Origin of the sequence: Ralstonia sp. UNC404CL21Col (genome assembly GCF_000620465.1) — a bacterium.
Lineage (GTDB): Bacteria > Pseudomonadota > Gammaproteobacteria > Burkholderiales > Burkholderiaceae > Ralstonia > Ralstonia flatus.
Window position 1 is genome coordinate 39,516 of record NZ_JIBE01000003.1, and the last position, 17,993, is coordinate 57,508.

Annotated in this window: 14 protein-coding genes; 3 read left to right on the forward strand and 11 right to left on the reverse strand. The window is 63.8% G+C overall.

The window, feature by feature from the left end; translation table 11 throughout:
- Positions 1–5 precede the first annotated feature (5 nt).
- From N511_RS0100240 to rpsB, 10 genes are all read right to left on the reverse strand, one after another.
- Positions 6–557 (reverse strand): OmpH family outer membrane protein, encoded by a 552-nt coding sequence (locus N511_RS0100240; protein WP_004626688.1) that lies wholly within the window; start codon positions 555–557, stop codon positions 6–8.
- Positions 557–2,854 (reverse strand): outer membrane protein assembly factor BamA, encoded by a 2,298-nt coding sequence (gene bamA / locus N511_RS0100245; RefSeq protein ID WP_027677467.1) that lies wholly within the window; start codon positions 2,852–2,854, stop codon positions 557–559. The genes N511_RS0100240 and bamA overlap by 1 nt, the downstream gene beginning before the upstream one ends.
- Before the next feature lie 115 nt (positions 2,855–2,969).
- On the reverse strand, positions 2,970–4,358 hold the full coding sequence (gene rseP / locus N511_RS0100250) for an RIP metalloprotease RseP (protein ID WP_027677468.1): 1,389 nt from the start codon (positions 4,356–4,358) through the stop codon (positions 2,970–2,972).
- Positions 4,359–4,444: 86 nt separating this feature from the next.
- Entirely contained in the window at positions 4,445–5,635 is a 1,191-nt protein-coding gene (ispC, locus tag N511_RS0100255) for a 1-deoxy-D-xylulose-5-phosphate reductoisomerase (RefSeq protein WP_027677469.1), read from the reverse strand.
- An 11-nt stretch (positions 5,636–5,646) separates the two neighbouring features.
- The gene (locus tag N511_RS0100260) at positions 5,647–6,465 is read right to left on the reverse strand and encodes a phosphatidate cytidylyltransferase (protein WP_027677470.1); all 819 of its coding nucleotides are present in this window, start codon (positions 6,463–6,465) and stop codon (positions 5,647–5,649) included.
- A gap of 3 nt (positions 6,466–6,468) precedes the next feature.
- Positions 6,469–7,245, reverse strand: a complete 777-nt coding sequence (gene uppS / locus N511_RS0100265) for a polyprenyl diphosphate synthase (protein WP_027677471.1) — start codon at positions 7,243–7,245, stop codon at positions 6,469–6,471.
- A gap of 52 nt (positions 7,246–7,297) precedes the next feature.
- Positions 7,298–7,858 carry a ribosome recycling factor gene (gene frr / locus N511_RS0100270; RefSeq protein WP_027677472.1) on the reverse strand — a complete coding sequence of 187 codons (561 nt, stop codon included), beginning with the start codon at positions 7,856–7,858 and terminating at the stop codon, positions 7,298–7,300.
- 176 nt (positions 7,859–8,034) lie between these two features.
- The gene (gene pyrH, locus N511_RS0100275; RefSeq protein WP_009238238.1) at positions 8,035–8,745 is read right to left on the reverse strand and encodes a UMP kinase; all 711 of its coding nucleotides are present in this window, start codon (positions 8,743–8,745) and stop codon (positions 8,035–8,037) included.
- A gap of 292 nt (positions 8,746–9,037) precedes the next feature.
- Positions 9,038–9,928, reverse strand: coding sequence for a translation elongation factor Ts (gene tsf, locus N511_RS0100280; protein ID WP_027677473.1), 891 nt, complete (start codon positions 9,926–9,928; stop codon positions 9,038–9,040).
- A gap of 258 nt (positions 9,929–10,186) precedes the next feature.
- Positions 10,187–10,930, reverse strand: coding sequence for a 30S ribosomal protein S2 (gene rpsB, locus N511_RS0100285; RefSeq protein WP_009238240.1), 744 nt, complete (start codon positions 10,928–10,930; stop codon positions 10,187–10,189).
- A gap of 304 nt (positions 10,931–11,234) precedes the next feature.
- Here rpsB and map point away from each other — a divergent pair, with 304 nt between their 5' ends.
- The 3 genes from map to N511_RS0100300 all read left to right on the forward strand — a co-directional run bounded on the left by map (position 11,235) and on the right by N511_RS0100300 (position 16,732).
- Positions 11,235–12,059, forward strand: coding sequence for a type I methionyl aminopeptidase (gene map, locus N511_RS0100290; protein WP_027677474.1), 825 nt, complete (start codon positions 11,235–11,237; stop codon positions 12,057–12,059).
- 118 nt (positions 12,060–12,177) lie between these two features.
- Positions 12,178–14,766, forward strand: a complete 2,589-nt coding sequence (locus N511_RS0100295; RefSeq protein ID WP_027677475.1) for a [protein-PII] uridylyltransferase — start codon at positions 12,178–12,180, stop codon at positions 14,764–14,766.
- Positions 14,750–16,732 (forward strand): pseudouridine synthase, encoded by a 1,983-nt coding sequence (locus N511_RS0100300; RefSeq protein ID WP_051530805.1) that lies wholly within the window; start codon positions 14,750–14,752, stop codon positions 16,730–16,732. Before N511_RS0100295 ends, N511_RS0100300 begins: the two co-directional genes overlap by 17 nt.
- A 71-nt stretch (positions 16,733–16,803) precedes the next feature.
- Here the strand turns inward: N511_RS0100300 and N511_RS0100305 are convergent, their stop codons facing one another.
- Complete coding sequence (locus N511_RS0100305; protein ID WP_027677477.1) at positions 16,804–17,925, reverse strand: alpha/beta fold hydrolase; 1,122 nt, start codon at positions 17,923–17,925, stop codon at positions 16,804–16,806.
- Positions 17,926–17,993: the final 68 nt, after the last annotated feature.

The following is a 17,993-nucleotide window of genomic DNA, read 5'->3' on the forward strand; positions in this document are numbered from 1 at the left end:
CAACCTCATTTGGCCGATTGCGAATTCAGAGCCTTGAGCACCTCGTCCGTGATGTCGATGCGCGGGTTCACGTACACGGCTTCCTGCACGATCAGGTCGTACTTGCGCTGCTCGGCAATCGAGCGGATCACGCGATTGGCGCGCTCGAGCACCTGGGCCAGCTCTTCATTGCGACGCTGGTTCAGGTCTTCACGGAATTCGCGCTGCTTGCGCTGGAAGTCGCGGTCGAGGTCCGACAGTTCACGTTGACGGCGGTTGCGATCGGAATCGGCCAGCACGGCCGAATCCTTATCCAGCTTGTCTGACATGCCCTTGAGCTTGGCAGCCATGTCCTGCAGTTCGCGATCGCGCTTGGCGAACTCCGTTTCCAGCTTGGCCTGGGCGGCCTTGGCCGGTTGCGAGTCGCGCAGGATACGCTCGGAATTGACGGCAGCGATGCGCGCCTCCTGCGCCGTGGCCGGCAGCGCGAAGCTGGCAGCGGCAAGTGCGGCGAAAGCAGCGGACACGCCCATGCGGGACAACGTGATGCGCGTGGATTTCATGATGAATGCGGTCATTAGAATGCAGTCCCGATCTGGAACTGGAAGCGTTGCGTTTGATCTTCGGTCTTACGCTTGATCGGGAAGCCCATGCTGATCTTCAGCGGGCCGATCGGCGACAGCCACGACAGACCGAAACCAGTCGAGTAGCGCATGTCGCCCAGCTTGTACGGCTGACCTTCGGCGAACACGTTACCGTAGTCGAAGAACGTGAACAGGCGAACCGTGCGGTCCACGCCAGAACCGGGCAGCGGGAAGATGAATTCCACGTTGCCGACGAACTTGCTGGCGCCACCGATGGCCACGCCGTTGGCGTCGCGCGGGCCCAGCGTGCTGGTTTCGTAACCGCGCACCGAGCCGATACCGCCCGCGTAGTAGTTCTTGAAGACCGGGAAGTCCTTGCCGCCGTAACCGTGGCCGTAACCGATTTCGTTGTTGAACGCCATCGTGAACGACTTCGACAGCGGGTAGAAGTACTGGTGCTGGTAGTACGCACGGAAGTACTGCAGATCGCCGCCTGGGATACCGAATTCCAGGTTGGCCTGCTGATAACGGCCGCGCGTCGGCACCAATGCGCTGTCACGCTGATCCTTCGACCAGCCGATGGTGATCGGGAAGTTGTTGGTGATGCGGCCGTTCTTCGCGACGTAGTTTTGGTAAGCCAGCGGCGTGTTGGTCGTCACGTCGATGGTCGTGCGCTCGTAGCCGATGCCGAAGAAAACGGTATCGGTTTCCGAGAACGGCACGCCAAACTTGACGTTGCCGCCTTGTTGCACAACGCGGTAGTCCTGGTCACCCGTGTAGTACAGCGGGCGGTACGTGCGATAGTACAGTTCCGTCGAACGGCTGATGCCATCCACCGTGAAGTACGGATCGAACTGCGTCACCGCAATCGTGCGGTTCGACTTGGACGTGTTCACATCCAGGCCGAGGCTCGTACCGGAGCCGAACACGTTGTCCTGACGGATACCCGCCGACAGCACCAGCTTGTCAGTCGACGAGAAGCCCACACCCAGGTTGATCTGGCCCGTCGGCTTTTCGGTCACGTTGACGTTCACATCGACCTGGTCCGTCGTGCCGGGCACGTCTTCCGTCGTGATGTTGGCATCGGTGAAGTAACCGGTGCGGTTCACGCGATTCTGCGACAGCTGCAGTTTTTCGCCATCGAACCACGACGCTTCCATCTGGCGCATTTCGCGGCGCACGACTTCGTCGCGGGTCTTGCTGTTGCCGACCACGTTCACGCGACGCACATACACACGGCGGCCCGGATCGACCACCAGCGTGAGCGCAACCGTGCGATCCGACTGGTTGATCTGCGGCTGCGGGTTGATGGTCGCGAAAGCGTAGCCGTACGTGCCGAGCAGGTCGGTAATCGACTTGGTCGTCGACGACAGCTTGGCCGACGAGAAGACATCGCCCTGCTTGAGCTTGATGAGCTTCTCCATCTCGGCCTGCTTGCCGAGCAGCTCACCGGTCAGCTTGATGTCCGACACCTTGTACTGCTCACCCTCGTGGATGTTCAGCGTCAGGTAGATGTCCTTCTTGTCCGGCGTGATCGACACCTGGGTCGACTCGATTGCGAATTCCAGGTAGCCGCGATCCAGATAGAACGAGCGCAGCGCTTCGAGGTCGGCCGTGAGTTTCTGCTTCGAGTACAGATCGTTCTTGGTGTACCACGACAGCCAATTCGGCGTGGACAGTTGCATCTCGTCGCGCAGGTCGCCTTCCTTGAAGGCCTTGTTGCCGACGATATTGATCTGGCGAATCTTGGCGGTCGGGCCTTCGTCCACCGTGAAGGTGATCGACACGCGGTTGGCGTCAACCGGCGTCACGGTCGTCGTCACCTCGGCCGCGTAGTAACCGCGCGAAACGTACTGGCGCTTGATTTCCTGCTCGGCGCGGTCGATGAGGGATTTGTCGTAGTAACGGGCCTCGGCTACGCCCACGCCACGCAGCGTACGACGCAGCGCTTCCTTGTCGAACTCCTTGAAGCCGATGAACTCGAGCTGCGAGATCGCCGGGCGCTCTTCCACGCGCACCACCAGCACGTTGCCTTCGGAGCGGATCTGCACGTCCTTGAAGAAGCCGGTGTTATAGAGCGCGCGGATCGATTCGGCGCCCTTCTCGTCGGTGAAGGTCTCACCCACCTTCACGGGCAGATAGCCGAACACGGTGCCCGGCTCGACGCGCTGCACCCCCTCCACGCGAATGTCCTTGACGACGAACGGCTCCACTGCATGAGCCTGACCGGCAGTGACGGTCAGCACGGAAGCCGCCAGCACGCTGAGCGGGAAGCGATGTTGTCTGATCAATCTAATCCCCTAGTTGGATTCAATCGGAATCCACTTCTGAGTGTTTTCAAAACCCTGAGTTGCCCGCTCACGCCGGTGGCAACGATGCGGCTGACCGACCCAATTTGAATACGGTCTAGCCTCGAGTCAAAAACAACCGACTCAAATCGTTGTACAGGGCGAGCGAAGTGAGAAGCAGGATGCAGGCGACGCCGATCTTCTGAAGGACTGCTTGCCAGGATTCCGGCACGGGTCGGCCAGTCAAAAATTCCACGCAATAATACAGCAAATGCCCCCCATCCAATACCGGAACGGGCAATAAGTTCAGCACGCCGAGACTGACGCTGATCAACGCGAGAAAGCTCACAAACGTCTGCCAGCCAAGGCTTGCCGCCTTGCCCGCAAAGTCCGCCACCGTGATCGGCCCGCTCAGATTCTGCAGCGATGCCTGACCGACGATCATCTTGCCCAGCACCTGCAGCGACAGCACCGAAGTCCGCCAGACCTCACCGACGGCATGCCCCAAGGCCGCCACCGGCTCGTCCCGGATCATCGCCGTTTCCACCTTCTGGTTGAGTTGTGCGCCCAGCTTGCCGATCTTCGGCCCCGTGGGGTTCTTGGGATCGGCGTCTGCATCCGGGCGAACGGGCAACGTCATAGGCTGATCGTTGCGGAGGATATCGATCGACGCGTTTTGCTCGGGCATGGCGCGGATCTGGCGGATGAGGTCCATCGCCTGATCGGCCGGCTGGCCCGCGAAGCGCACGATCTGGTCACCCGCCCGCAACCCCGCGCGTGCCGCGGCACTGCCCGGCAGGACGTCGACGATGGTGACGGGGCCGCCGAGCAGGCGCAAACCGATCTGGTCAATCACGTCGGCCTGCGGTGTACGGGCAGCGCTCGGCAAGCCCTGCAGGCGGACGGTACGTTCGACTCCATCGGTGCCGCGCACTTGCACAAGCGCATCGCGCCCGGCGATGCCAGCCGAGTACAAACGCATGCGGACATCGCTCCAACTGCGCACGGCGGCCGGCGCTTCGCCGTCCGTGCCGATTGCGATCACGCGGTCCCGTGCGCGCAGGTCGGCCTGCGCGGCGATGCTGCCCGGCGGCGGCGCGCCCAGAACAGGCACCGGCTCGATCGCACCCACCCATGCCAGCACGGCATAAAGCGCAATGGCAAGCAGGAAATTAGCGATCGGGCCCGCGGCGACGATGGCGAATCGCTTATAGACCGGCTGGTGGTCGAACGTGCGCGGGAGATCTTCCGGGAGGATGGGCGGGTCTTTCTCGGGGTCCCGAGCCCCCTCGCCGAGCATCTTGACGTAGCCGCCCAGCGGAATGGCGCAGATCGTCCATTCGGTGTGGTCGGGCCCACGGCCTACACGGCGGAACAGCACCTTGCCGAAGCCAACGGAAAACCGGAGCACCTTGACGCCGCACAAGCGCGCGACGCTGTAGTGGCCCAGTTCGTGAATGACGATCAGTACCGCGATCGCAAAGACAAACGCTAAAACGGTCTGCAAAACCTTCTCCGGATGCACTGAAGGGCACGCGCCGGGGTGCCCGGCGCGAAGCCGCTATGTTACCCGCTTGCTCTGACGGGGCGCTTTCACGCGGCCGGCAGCTGCGCGCATACGGTGGCGATATAGCGCTCAGCCTGCTGACGCGCCTGGGCGTCGGCAGCAAAAACGGTGTCGAGCGAGTCGGCCGGCACGATGGTGGTGTGGGCGAGCGTGTCAGCCACCACCGCGGCAATCTCGGTGAACCGGATGCGGCGCTGCAAAAATGCCTCGACGGCCACCTCGTTGGCCGCGTTCAGCGCAGCAGGTGCCGTACCACCGGCCCGCAGTGCGTCGAAGGCCAACGCTAGGCACGGGAAGCGGCGCAGATCCGGTGCCTCGAATGTCAGTGCACCCGTGGTGACGAGGTCGAGCAGCGGAACACCAGCCTCAATGCGCTCAGGGTAAGCCAAGCCGTAGGCGATCGGCGTGCGCATGTCGGGATTGCCCAGCTGCGCCAGCACCGAGCCGTCGTCGTAGCCGACCATCGAATGGATGACACTCTGCGGGTGGATCAGGACTTCGAGATGCTCGACCGGCACGCCGAACAGCCAGTGCGCTTCGATCACCTCCAGCCCCTTGTTCATCATGGTGGCGGAATCGACCGAGATCTTGCGCCCCATCACCCAGTTCGGATGCGCGCAAGCCTGATCTGGCGTGACATCAGCAAGCGAATCGACGGCGCGCGTGCGGAACGGGCCACCTGACGCCGTCAGGACGATGCGCGACACGCCGCGCCCAAACTGCGGAACTTGCTGCGGCAAGCATTGGAAGATGGCGTTGTGCTCGCTGTCGATCGGGAGCACGGTGGCGCCATGCTGACGCACCGCGTCCATAAAGAGCGCGCCGGACATGACCAGCGCCTCCTTGTTGGCCAGCAGCACGCGCTTGCCGGCGTGCACAGCCGCGAGCGTCGGGCGCAACCCCGCTGCGCCGACGATGGCCGCCATCACGGCATCGCAGTCGGGGTGGCCCGCAGCCTCTTCCAATGCCTCGCTGCCGAAACGGATGTCGATGCCGGCGGCCTCTGCGCCGAGCTGGTCACGCAATGCATCCGCCGCGACCGCCGAACCAAGCACCGCCATCTTCGGGCGAAACTCGCGGCAGAGCACCGCGAGCTTGTCGGCCTGCGCGTTGGCGGTCAGCGCAAAAACGCTGTACTTGTCGGGATGACGGCGCACCACGTCGAGCGTGCTGTCGCCAATGGAGCCGGTGGCGCCAAGAACGGTCAAACGCATCATGTTCAGACGCCTCAGGAAATCAGCAGCGCAGCCAGCGGAAACACCGGCAGCAGCGCGTCGATACGATCGAGCACGCCGCCGTGGCCGGGCAACAGGCGGCTGCTGTCTTTCATGCCGACCTGACGCTTGAGCAGGGATTCAAACAAATCGCCACCCACGCTTGCGGCCACCAGCAGGATGGTCAGCACCAGGGCGACGACGGCGCCGCGCTGGTCAAACTGGTGCGAAAACCACGTCGGCGCAAACCAATGCGTGATGCCGGCCACGGTGGCGATCACGGCGACCAGCACGGCACCGCCGATCGCACCTTCCCACGACTTGCCAGGGCTGATGGTCGGCGCAAGCTTGCGGCGGCCAATGGCCTTGCCGACAAAATACGCACCCACATCGGCCGCCCACACGAGCAACGCGACCGACAGCAGAAAGGCGACGCCGTGCGTGCGCAATTCAATGGCGCCATGCACAAACGCCGGCAGCATCACCAAGCCCAGCAGCGCGAAAACGATCCTGCGTGTGCCGTGCAACTCGCGCACGCCCCCGGCCAGCAGCGCCCAGGCGATCACCCAGGCGATGACGGCGCCGTGAAACAGCGGCTGCACATCGCCGCGAACGGGAATGTCGTACCAGGCGATCGTCAGCACGACGACAACGACGGCATAGAGAATCGGCCCCCACCAGCCCGGCAGGCGGACGAGACGCCCCCACTCCCACGCGGCGAGGGCTGCAAATACCGTCACCAACCCGGCCAGGCCGGCGGGCGGCGCGAAGAACAGAATGGGCAGGATGACAATCAGCAGGCAGACAGCGGTAATGACGCGAGTCAGCAGCATGTGTCAGGCTCCGGCGGATAGCGCGGGGGGAACATCGGGCTCGAGCTGCGCGCTGGTACGGCCAAAGCGACGCTCGCGGTTGCGATACCACGCAAAGGCGCGATCGAGTTCTGCTGCATCGAAGTCGGGCCAGTAGCGATCGGTGAAGTACAGCTCGGAATAGGCAAGCTGCCACAGTAAGAAGTTGCTGATGCGCTGCTCGCCACCGGTGCGGATAAACAGATCCGGCTCCGGCGCGTAGGACAGTGCCATGTACGGCGCCAGCATCTCTTCGGTAATGGCCTCAGGTGCAATGCCCGGCTGCGCCGCCAACAAAGCGCGCATGGCCTGCAGGATGTCCCAGCGCCCGCCGTAGTTGGCGAGGATCGTGACCGTCAGACCAGGGTTGGCAGCCGTCTTGGCCTCGGCTTCACGAATCAAAAGCTGGATGCGCGGGCTGAACGCGGACAGATCGCCCACCACGCGCAGGCGGATGCCGTTGTCGTGGAGCTTGCCCACTTCGCGACGCAGCGCCGTCATGAACAGCTTCATGAGGAAGGTGACTTCCTCGGCCGGACGACGCCAGTTTTCGGAGCTGAAGGCAAACAGGGTGAGGTAACCGACGCCACGGCGTGCCGCTGCTTCAACGGTTGCGCGCACGGCATCGAGGCCGCGGCTATGCCCGGCCACCCGCGGCAGATGCCGTTCGGTGGCCCAGCGGCCGTTACCGTCCATGATGACGGCAACGTGGCGCGGCGTGTCGGCGGTGTCCGGCACCGCCAGTGTGGAACTGATATGCATGAATCGGGCTTCCCGCCAACTGCGCCCAATGCGCCGGCGACGGGAGACGGCCTTACACCGTCATGATTTCCTTGTCTTTCTCGGCGACCAGCTTGTCGATTTCGGCGACGAACTTGTCGGTCAGCTTCTGGACGTCGTCACCACCGCGACGCTCGTCGTCTTCCGAGATGGCCTTGTCCTTCACCAGCTTCTTGAGCTGTTCATTGGCGTCGCGACGCAGGTTGCGCACGGCGACCTTGGCATCCTCGCCCTCGCCTTTCACGACCTTGGTCAGCTCCTTGCGGCGCTCTTCGGTCAACGCGGGGGTCGGCACGCGAATGATGTCGCCCATCGTGGCGGGGTTCAGGCCGAGGTCCGCTTCACGGATGGCCTTCTCGACGGCTTGCACCATCTTCTTTTCCCACGGCTGCACGCCGATCGTGCGTGCGTCCACCAGCGTCACGTTGGCAACCTGGCTGATCGGCACCATCGAGCCGTAGTAGTCGACTTGCACGTGATCGAGCAGACCGGTGTGGGCACGGCCAGTGCGAATCTTGGCCAGATCCGCCTTGAGAGCCTCGATCGACTTCTGCATCTTCTGCTCGGCATTCTTTTTGACATCGGCGACGCTCATACTTCCTCCGAACGATAACGGCGGTCTGCCGAACTTGTGCCCCGGAACACGACACAGGGCACCGGCAAGACCAAAAAGACAATAGACGATTTTACATGGAAGCCGCTCGCCAACGCCATTCAAGCGGGGTCAGCGAACGGTAAAAAAGGCGCCTGCGATGAGGCTTCCCGCTGGCTTCAGACGTGCACCAGCGTGCCTTCGTCTTCACCCAGGATGACGCGCTTGAGCGCGCCCGGCTTCTGGATCGAGAACACCTTGATCGGCAGCTTCTGATCGCGGCACAGCGCGAAAGCGGTCGCGTCCATCACCTGCAGGTTGCGCGAAATGGCTTCGTCGAAAGTGATGGTGGTGTAGCGGGTGGCGCTCGGGTCTTTCTTCGGATCGGCGGTGTAGACGCCATCGACCTTGGTGGCCTTGAGGACGATCTCGGCGCCAATTTCCGAGCCGCGCAGCGCGGCAGCGGTGTCGGTCGTGAAGAACGGGTTACCGGTGCCGGCCGCGAAAATCACGATCTTGCCTTCTTCCAACTGCCGGATCGCACGAGGGCGGATGTACGGCTCGACCACCTGGTCCAGGCGCAGCGCCGATTGCACACGGCCTTCGAGGTTGGCGTGGCGCATGGCGTCCTGCAGGGCCAGCGCGTTCATCATGGTGGCCAGCATGCCCATGTAGTCCGCCGTGGCGCGGTCCATGCCGGCCGCGCCGCCCGCGACACCGCGGAAGATGTTGCCGCCGCCGATCACCACTGCCACCTGCACGCCCAGCTTCACGATTTCAGCGATGTCGTTGACCATCCCTTCGATGGTGCTGCGATTGATGCCGAAGGCATCGTCGCCCATCAGGGCTTCGCCGGAAAGTTTGAGTAGAACGCGCTTATAGGCAGGCATGGAGATCCTCGTGACGATTCCTGGTACGGGAGACAGGAAAGGGGGAAATGACGCTGCGGAGATGACAACGACGTGCAAAGCGGGGACTTCGCACATCCCGCAACCTTCTTGCGCGGAAGCCGTCGGGAAAATCCCCAACGATGCCCGCGCAAGCAGGCTGCACCTGCAAACAGGGCACCTTTCGGTGCCCTGTCTGTTTGGCATTATACGGCTGCGCCAACGGTGGAAACGCTCCCTGCCGGCCTGCACCGGAAGGTGAATCGCCGCACCGTTGGAAACGGCCGCTGCAGCATTACGCCTGTTGCTTGGCAGCGGCCACTTGGGCAGCCACTTCAGCAGCGAAGTCGTCTTGCTTCTTCTCGATGCCTTCGCCCACCACGTACAGCGTGAAAGCCTTCACGGTCGTGTTGGCGGCCTTGAGCATCTGCTCAACGGTCTGCTTGTCGTTCTTCACGAACGGCTGGTTCAGCAGCGAGACTTCCTTCAGGTACTTCTGCACGCTGCCTTCCACCATCTTGGCAACGATTTCAGCCGGCTTGCCCGATTCGGCAGCCTTCTGCTCAGCAACGCTGCGCTCCTTGGCAACCAGATCTGCGGGCACGTCGTCAGCCGACAGCGACACCGGCTTCATGGCGGCAACCTGCATGGCCGCATCCTTGGCCGCAACTTCGTCACCCTCGTACGCCACCATCACGCCGATGCGGGCGCCGTGCAGGTACGACGTCAGCTTGGTGCCGTCGAAACGCTGGAAGCGGCGGATCGTCATGTTTTCGCCGATCTTGCCGATCAGGCCCACGCGCACGTCTTCAACGGTCGGGCCGAAGCCGTCTTGCGACAGCGGCAGCGCGCCGACAGCGGCAACGTCAGCCGGGTTGTTCTTGGCGATCAGTGCAGCCACCGAGTTGGCGAAGGCCAGGAACGAATCGTTCTTCGAGACGAAGTCGGTTTCGCAGTTGATTTCGACCAGCGCGCCGGTCGTGCCTTCCACTGCAGCCGCCACCACGCCTTCAGCGGTAACGCGCGAGGCGGCCTTGCCTGCCTTGTTGCCCAGCTTCACACGCAGGATTTCTTCGGCCTTTTCCAGGTTGCCTTCGGCTTCCGTCAGGGCCTTCTTGCATTCCATCATCGGCGCATCGGTCTTCGCGCGCAGTTCTGCCACCATGCTTGCGGTAATTGCCGCCATTTCATGCTCCTTGTTTCAGATCGTCGTCCGGTCGCGCGCTGAAAGGTCTTTGCGTCTTCGCTGCACGCCGGCCTGTCGTCCGGTTTCCATCCGGTCGCCCCACGAGATACGACGCGTGTGGGACATCCGCATGACAAATTAAAAAAAAGGGGCGTTTATTACGCGCCCCTGTCTGGCCATCAGCCCTGATGCGTTCCACCAGGTGCGGCCTGGCACGCGTCCCGCGCAATCAAGCTGCGGGCGCCCGCCTTCTTGTGTTTAGCCTTCTTGGACTTCGACGAAGTCGTCGCCGCCACGAGCGGCCTCAACCACTTCCTGGACCGCGTTGGCGCGGCCTTCCAGGATCGCGTCGGCCACGCCGCGCACGTACAGTGCAACAGCCTTGCTCGAGTCGTCGTTACCCGGGATGACGTAGTCGATGCCTTCCGGCGAGTGGTTCGTGTCAACCACGCCGATCACCGGAATACCCAGCTTGGCAGCTTCGGTCACGGCAATCTTGTGGTAACCAACGTCCACCACGAAGATGGCGTCCGGAATGCCGCCCATGTCCTTGATGCCGCCAATGGACTTCACCAGCTTGTCCATTTCGCGCTCGAACATCAGCGCTTCCTTCTTGCTCATGGTTTCGGTCGCGCCGGCTTCCTTGGCGACTTCCATGTCCTTCAGGCGCTTGATCGAGGTCTTGACCGTCTTGAAGTTGGTCAGCATGCCGCCGAGCCAGCGGCTGTCGACGAACGGCATACCTGCGCGAGCCGCTTCTTCAGCCAGGATCTCACGCGATTGGCGCTTCGTGCCGACAAACAGGATGGTGCCCCGGTTGGCTGCCAGCTGGCGCACATACTTCAGTGCGTCCTGGTACATCGGCAGCGTCTTTTCCAGGTTGATGATGTGAATCTTGTTGCGATGGCCGAAGATGTAGGGGGCCATCTTGGGGTTCCAGAAGCGGGTCTGGTGGCCAAAGTGGACACCGGCTTCCAGCATTTCGCGCATGGTCACGGACATGAAATTCTCCAGTCGGGTTAGGTCTAAAGCCGCCTCAGACATCTTTCGCATGCGATACGAAAAACACCCGCGGTGAGGCGGCTCGCGATTTCAAGCGCTCCCGGCCACACGACCGGCAACTGCTTAGCCGGCGATTATAGCGGTAAAAACCCAATCGACTCAAGACCTTCCGAGCATTCGCGACAAACGGCGCAAGACGGGCGCCCACCGCCCGAAAACCCCGGCCGGGGCGCTTTGGTGCGATAATTCATGCTTTAGCCACGACGCGGCGCTCCAGGCGCTTGCGTGCAGAAAGAGTCACAGCATGGCCGTTACCATTCACACCGCCGAAGACATTGCGCACATGCGCGTGGCCTGCCGGCTTGCGTCCGAAGTTCTCGACTACATCACCCCGTTCGTCGTGCCCGGCGTGACGACGGGCAAGCTGGACCAGCTGTGCCACGCTTACATGCGTGACGTGCAAGGCACCGTGCCGGCACCGCTGAACTATGCGCCGCCGGGCTATCCGCCCTTCCCGGCATCGATCTGCACGTCCGTCAACGATGTGATCTGCCACGGCATTCCGGGCGACAAGGTGCTCAAGAATGGCGACATCGTCAACCTGGACATCACCGTCATCACCAAGGAAGGCTATTACGGCGATACCAGCCGTACCTTCGTTGTGGGCGAAGGCTCGATCCTCGCCAAACGCCTGACGCAGGTCACGTTCGAATGCATGTGGAAGGGTATCGCGGCGGTGCGCCCGGGCGCCCGCCTCGGCGACATCGGCCACGTGATCCAGCAACATGCAGAAGCTGCCGGCTATAGCGTGGTGCGCGAATATTGCGGCCACGGCATCGGCAAGAAATTCCACGAAGATCCGCAGATCCTGCATTACGGCCGCCCCGGCACCGGGATGGAGCTGAAGGCTGGCATGATCTTCACGATTGAACCGATGATCAACGCGGGCAAGCGCGATATCCGCACCATGCCCGACCAGTGGACGGTCAAGACGCGCGATCGCAGCCTGTCAGCGCAGTGGGAACACACGCTTCTCGTGACGGAGACCGGCCACGAAGTGCTGACCGTGTCGGCCTTGACGCCGCCGGCACCGGAATTCGTACACGAAGGCGCACCGGCCACGGCCTGATCATCGCGGGCGAGCCGCACCTTCAGCGGCAGCAACGTCGCGCTGATCTCGCCCCGCCTCGGCTCAACTCCTGCAGCGACCGGCTCGTTCCGGTCGCTGTTTCATTCACGCTCCACTCATGCCCTCCGCTGCCGCTGCCCCTGCCGAAGAAGTCCAACCGCGCGACGCCCTGAAAGCGGAGCGCGCGCACCTGTTCGCGCAGTTCGACCAGCACGCCAACGTTCAGCAGCTCGTGACCAAGCTGGCACGCGCCGTTGACCGTGCGCTGGTGCGGCTCTGGCAGGAGGAGCAGATGCCAGCCGACTGCGCCCTGATTGCCGTGGGCGGCTATGGGCGCGGCGAGCTGTTCCCGTATTCCGACGTCGACATCCTCCTGCTGCTGCCGGGCACCGCCGACAAGACACTCGAGGCGCGGCTGGAGGCCTTCATCGGCCGCTGCTGGGACATGGGGCTGGATATTGGCTCCTCGGTCCGCACGGTCGACGAGTGCATCAACGAAGCGGCACAGGACGTCACGGTACGCACATCGCTGCTGGAAGCACGTCTACTGACCGGCGACGAAGGCTTGTACCGCACGTTCGAGACGCACTATCAGGGCCATCTCGACGCGGCCGACTTCTTCCAGTCGAAACTGCTGGAGATGCGTCAGCGGCATGCCAAGTACCAGGACACGCCCTACTCGCTCGAACCGAACTGCAAGGAAAGCCCCGGTGGCCTGCGCGATCTGCAGGTCATTCTGTGGATGACGCGGGCGGCCGGTTTCGGTTCAAGCTGGAACGAGCTGCTTGCCAATGGCCTGCTGACGCGCCGTGAAGCGCAGGAGCTGGCAAGCAATGAGCGCTTGCTCAAAACCGTGCGTGCGCGTCTGCACCTGCTGGCCGGGCGCCGGCAGGACGTATTGGTGTTCGACCTGCAGACGCAACTGGCCGAGTCGTTCGGTTACCGCCCCACCACCGCCAAGCGCGCGAGCGAACAGCTCATGCGCCGCTATTACTGGGTCGCCAAGGCGGTCACGCAGCTCAATACCGTGGTACTGCAGAACATCGAGGCGCGGCTGTTCCCCACCGAGCTCGGTATCACGCGGCGGATCAACGATCGCTTTGTCGAGCGACAAGGCATGCTGGAGATTGCCGACGCCGATCTCTACCAGCGCGAGCCGACGGCCATCCTGGAAACCTTCCTGCTGTACGAGCAGACGCGCGGCATCAAGGGACTGGCAGCCAGCACGATGCGCGCGCTCTACAACGCGCGGACGTTGATGGACGCCAAATGGCGCAAGGATCCGGCCAATCGCGCGCTGTTCCTGTCGATCCTGCAGCAGCCGCAGGGCATCACGCACGCGCTGCGCCTGATGAATCAGACCAGCGTGCTCGGCCGCTACCTGGTCAATTTCCGCCGCATCGTCGGGCAGATGCAGCACGACCTGTTCCACGTCTACACGGTCGATCAGCACATCCTGATGGTGGTGCGCAACATCCGACGCTTCTCCATCGTCGAGCACACGCACGAGTTCCCGTTCTGCAGCCAGTTGATGGCGAACTTCGACAAGCCGTGGGTGCTGACCGTGGCGGCGCTGTTCCATGACATTGCGAAGGGGCGCGGCGGTGACCACTCCGTGCTCGGCATGTCCGACGCACGCCGCTTCTGCAAGGAACACGGCATCGCCAAGGAAGACGCCGACCTCATCGTCTGGCTGGTCGAGCACCACCTGACCATGAGCCAGGTCGCCCAGAAGCAGGACCTCGGCGATCCGGAAGTCATCCGTCATTTCGCCGACCTGGTCGGCACCGAACGTCGGCTGACCGCGCTGTATCTGCTCACCGTTGCCGACATCCGCGGGACCAGCCCGAAAGTGTGGAACGCGTGGAAAGGCAAGCTGCTGGAAGACCTGTATCGCATGACGCTGCGCGTGCTCGGCGGCGCCACGACCGATCCGCACGCGGTGCTCGAAAGCCGCAAGGAAGAAGCGCGCGCCCTGCTGCGCTTGGCCGCGCTGGACGACACCGCGCACGAGGCGCTCTGGAAGCAGCTCGACGTGGGCGTGTTCCTGCGTCACGACGCGCGCGACATCGCCTGGTTCACGCGACACTTCTACAACCGTGTCGACACGACGATCCCGATCGTGCGTGCGCGCATTTCACCGGCGGGCGTTGGCTTGCAGGTGGCGGTGTATTCGCCGGATCGGCCCGATCTTTTTGCGCGCATCTGCGGCTACTTCGAGCGCAAGAGCCTGACGATTCTCGACGCCAAGATCCACACCACCAAACACGGCTACGCGCTCGACACCTTCCAGGTGGCCGATCCCAGCAGCGGCCTGGTGGAGCCCGGCCATTACCGCGACATCATCACGCTGGTCGAGCACGAACTCGCCGAGCAGATCTCGCGCGAAACCGCCCTGCCCGAACCGCCGCGTGGGCGCATCTCGCGCCAGTCGCGCAGCTTCCCGATCAAGCCGCGCGTCGACCTGCGGGCAGACGAACGCGGCCAGTACTACCTGCTCTCCATTTCTGCAACAGACCGCACCGGTCTGCTCTACGCCATTGCCCGCGTGCTCGCACACCGTCGCGTGTCGGTACACACCGCGCGCATCAACACGCTCGGCGAGCGCGTGGAAGACATTTTCCTGGTCGACGGCACCCGCCTGACCCAGGACAACAAACTGCAGCTCGAGCTTGAAAGCGAGCTGCTCGATGCGCTCGCCATCTGAGCGCCAGCCTTACCGGTCTAGATTCATGACTACCGATTCCGATGATTTCCCGGGCGACGACGACAAGCGCCGCGCCAGCGACCCGACGCAGCGCGCCACCCGCCCGGGCAAGCGCACCACGCTCGGCGTGCGCCGCGATGACGAAGGCAATGCCGTGCGTTCGACCGGCAAGCCGCTGCGCTCGTCCGACCTGAACCGCGAGCGCCAGCCGCTGCGCCCATCGCAACGCCGCCCCAAGCCGGAAGAAGGCGCCGGCAAGCCACCGCGCCCGGCACGCCGCGACGACGATGGCCAGACGCGCGACGCCAAGCCGCGCCGCATGCAAGGCGATCGCCCGCCGCGACGCTTTGATGACGAGCGCCCGCCGCGCCGGTTCAACGACGAGCAACGGCCGCCCCGCCGCTCTGACGAGGAGCGCCCGCCGCGTCGCTTCGAAGATCGCCCGCCCCGCCGGTTCGACGACGAACGTCCTCCGCGACGCTTCGACAACGACCAACGGCCGCCCCGTCGCTCCGATGATGAGCGTCCGCCGCGTCGTTTCGAGGATCGCCCGCCTCGCCGATTTGACGACGAACGTCCTCCGCGTCGCTTTGACAACGACCGCCCACCGAGGCGCTTTGACGATGAACGTCCGCCGCGCAGGTTCAGCGACGATCAACGCCCGCCCCGTCGTTTCGATGACGAACGCCCGCGCCGCTACGGCGATGATCAACGCGCACCGCGCCGCGATGGCGACCAACGTCCCCCGCGACGCTTTGATGATGAGCGTCCGCCGCGTCGTTTCGACGATGAGCAACGCCCGCCGCGCCGGTTCGAGGATCGCCCGCCACGCAAGTTCGGCGACGATCAACGGCCGCCCCGTCGTTTCGACGACGAGCGCCCGCGCCGCTATGGCGACGACCAACGCGCGCCGCGTCGTGATGGCGATCAGCGTCCTCCGCGACGCTTTGACGACGAACGTCCGCCTCGCCGGTACGGTGACGATCAACGCCCGCCGCGTCGATTCGACGATGAGCAGCGGCCGCCGCGGCGCTATGGCGATGACCGCGCTCCGCGTCGTTTTGACAACGACCGTCCGCCGCGCCGCTTTGAAGACCGTCCGGCGCGTCCGCAACGGCCCGAGCGCGAGCGTGAGGAGCGCGCTCCGCGTCATGCCGAGGAGCAGGCACCGCGCCAGGCCGCGCAAACCGAATCGAGCGGACTGGTCCGTCTGTCCAAACGCATGTCCGAACTGGGCCTGTGCTCACGCCGCGAGGCTGATGAATGGATTCCGCGCGGCTGGGTATTGGTGGATGGCGAGCCTGTCACCGAGCTGGGTTCGCGCGTCAAGCCGGATGCGGTCATCGAAATCCACCAGTCGGCGCGCTCGGAGCAAGGCGAGCGCGTGACCGTGCTGATGCACAAGCCGGTCGGTTATGTGTCCGGCCAGGCAGAAGACGGCTATCAGCCGGCGGTGTCGCTGTTCGTGCCGGAAAACCAATGGGAAGGTGACCCCACACGCAAGCGCTTCGCGCCGTGGCAGCGTCGGGCGTTGGCGCCGGCCGGTCGACTGGATATCGATTCCACCGGCCTGCTGGTGTTGACGCAGGACGGCCGCGTGGCACGCCACCTGATCGGCGAGGATTCAACGGTCGAGAAGGAATACCTGGTGCGCGTGGTGTGGCATTCGCCGGACGGCGTGGTCGAGCACGACATCTCCAAGGTCTTCCCCGAAGAGCTGATGGAAAAGCTGCGCTTTGGCCTGTCGTTGGACGGCGAAGCACTCAAGCCCGCGAAGGTGAGCTGGCAGAACGAAGAGCAACTGCGCTTCGTGCTGCGCGAAGGCAAGAAGCGCCAGATCCGCCGCATGTGCGAACAGGTCGGATTGGAGGTGGTGGGCCTGAAGCGCATCCGCATGGGCAGCATCGTGCTGGGCGATCTGCCGGTCGGCCAGTGGCGATTCCTGGGGCCGTTCGAGAAGTTCTGAGGCAGCCTCTGCCCCAACAAAAAACCGGTCAGCGCACCCTGCGTTGACCGGTTTTTTTTGCGCTGCCTACGTTACAGATGCGGAGCCTGGCAGGCTGCGCCCGAGGTGTTGGCCGACGCGGGCATGCCGAACACGGCCTGCGCGCCACAGCGCGAACCGAACATCTTCGCCTGGTCGTGGCCTACGCCAACCACTTCGTGCGCCTGGTGGTTGACGCGCTTGCGCCCCGCCAGGTAGCGCTCGTAGCGCCAGTAGTTGCGGGCGCGATCGAGGCGCGTCGGGCCTTCGGCCTCAGCACCGCACAGCTTGTCGAGCACGCGATGATTCGGGTCGTTGTCGTTCGTGCCGACCAGGTAGGTCACGTGGCGCTGCGCATATCGGTTGAACAACTGACGGCCGGTCTTGCCGACGGCATACGGCACCATATCCACCATGCCGTATTTGTAGTGATCGTAGTCCGGGCAGACGCTGGTGCTGTAGCGCGCAAAGCCCTTGCCGCGCGGTCGCTCGGGCGTGAAATACAGATACGACGACGGGTTGGCGACCACGTAGCGCAAATCGATGCCGCGCTTGCGGATGGCCTCGTCCACGTTGTTGAGCACGGCGTAGCGCTGCACGATCTGGCCGCCGCCCGAATGGCCTGCTACCGTCACGCGCTTAACGTTGGGCGCACGCGCCGGGTCGGTCACGTAGCCGATCAGGTCGTCGAGCACCTTGAGCGAACTCAGGTCCGTGTACGGCGCGTTGGTGGCGTTGAAGCCGCCAATCCAACCATCCACCGACCATACCGGCATGCCGTCGAAGCCCTTGCCTTCATCGGGCGTGCCAGGAAAGTTCGGGGCGATCAGCAGGACTTCGTCGGGATTGCGGCCGCTGGCCTGGAGCAGATCGGCGCCGGCGGTGTAGTAGTCGTTGCCGTTGCGCTGCAGGCCGTGCTGCACGAAGACGACTTCGCGAATGCGGCTCAGATCGCCATCAAGCGGATGGTTGGCGTAGACGGGGAAATCGTAGCCCGCTGCATCGGTACCAAGATGCACGCGCTGCCAGACGGGCCCCTGAGGCTTCTGCGCAGCCGACGCAGCCGCGGTCGTTTCCGGCGTCTGCGGCCCCGCGCATGCGGCCAGCCCCAGCATTGCAGTCATGGCCACGCCAAGCGCCAACCGGCGCCAGCCCCTCAAACCATCGCGCTTCATATCGTCTCCGTGGTGGATGAAACACGCGCCTACCCGCCCCCGCAGGTCCGACGCTCCCGCAGTCGCGA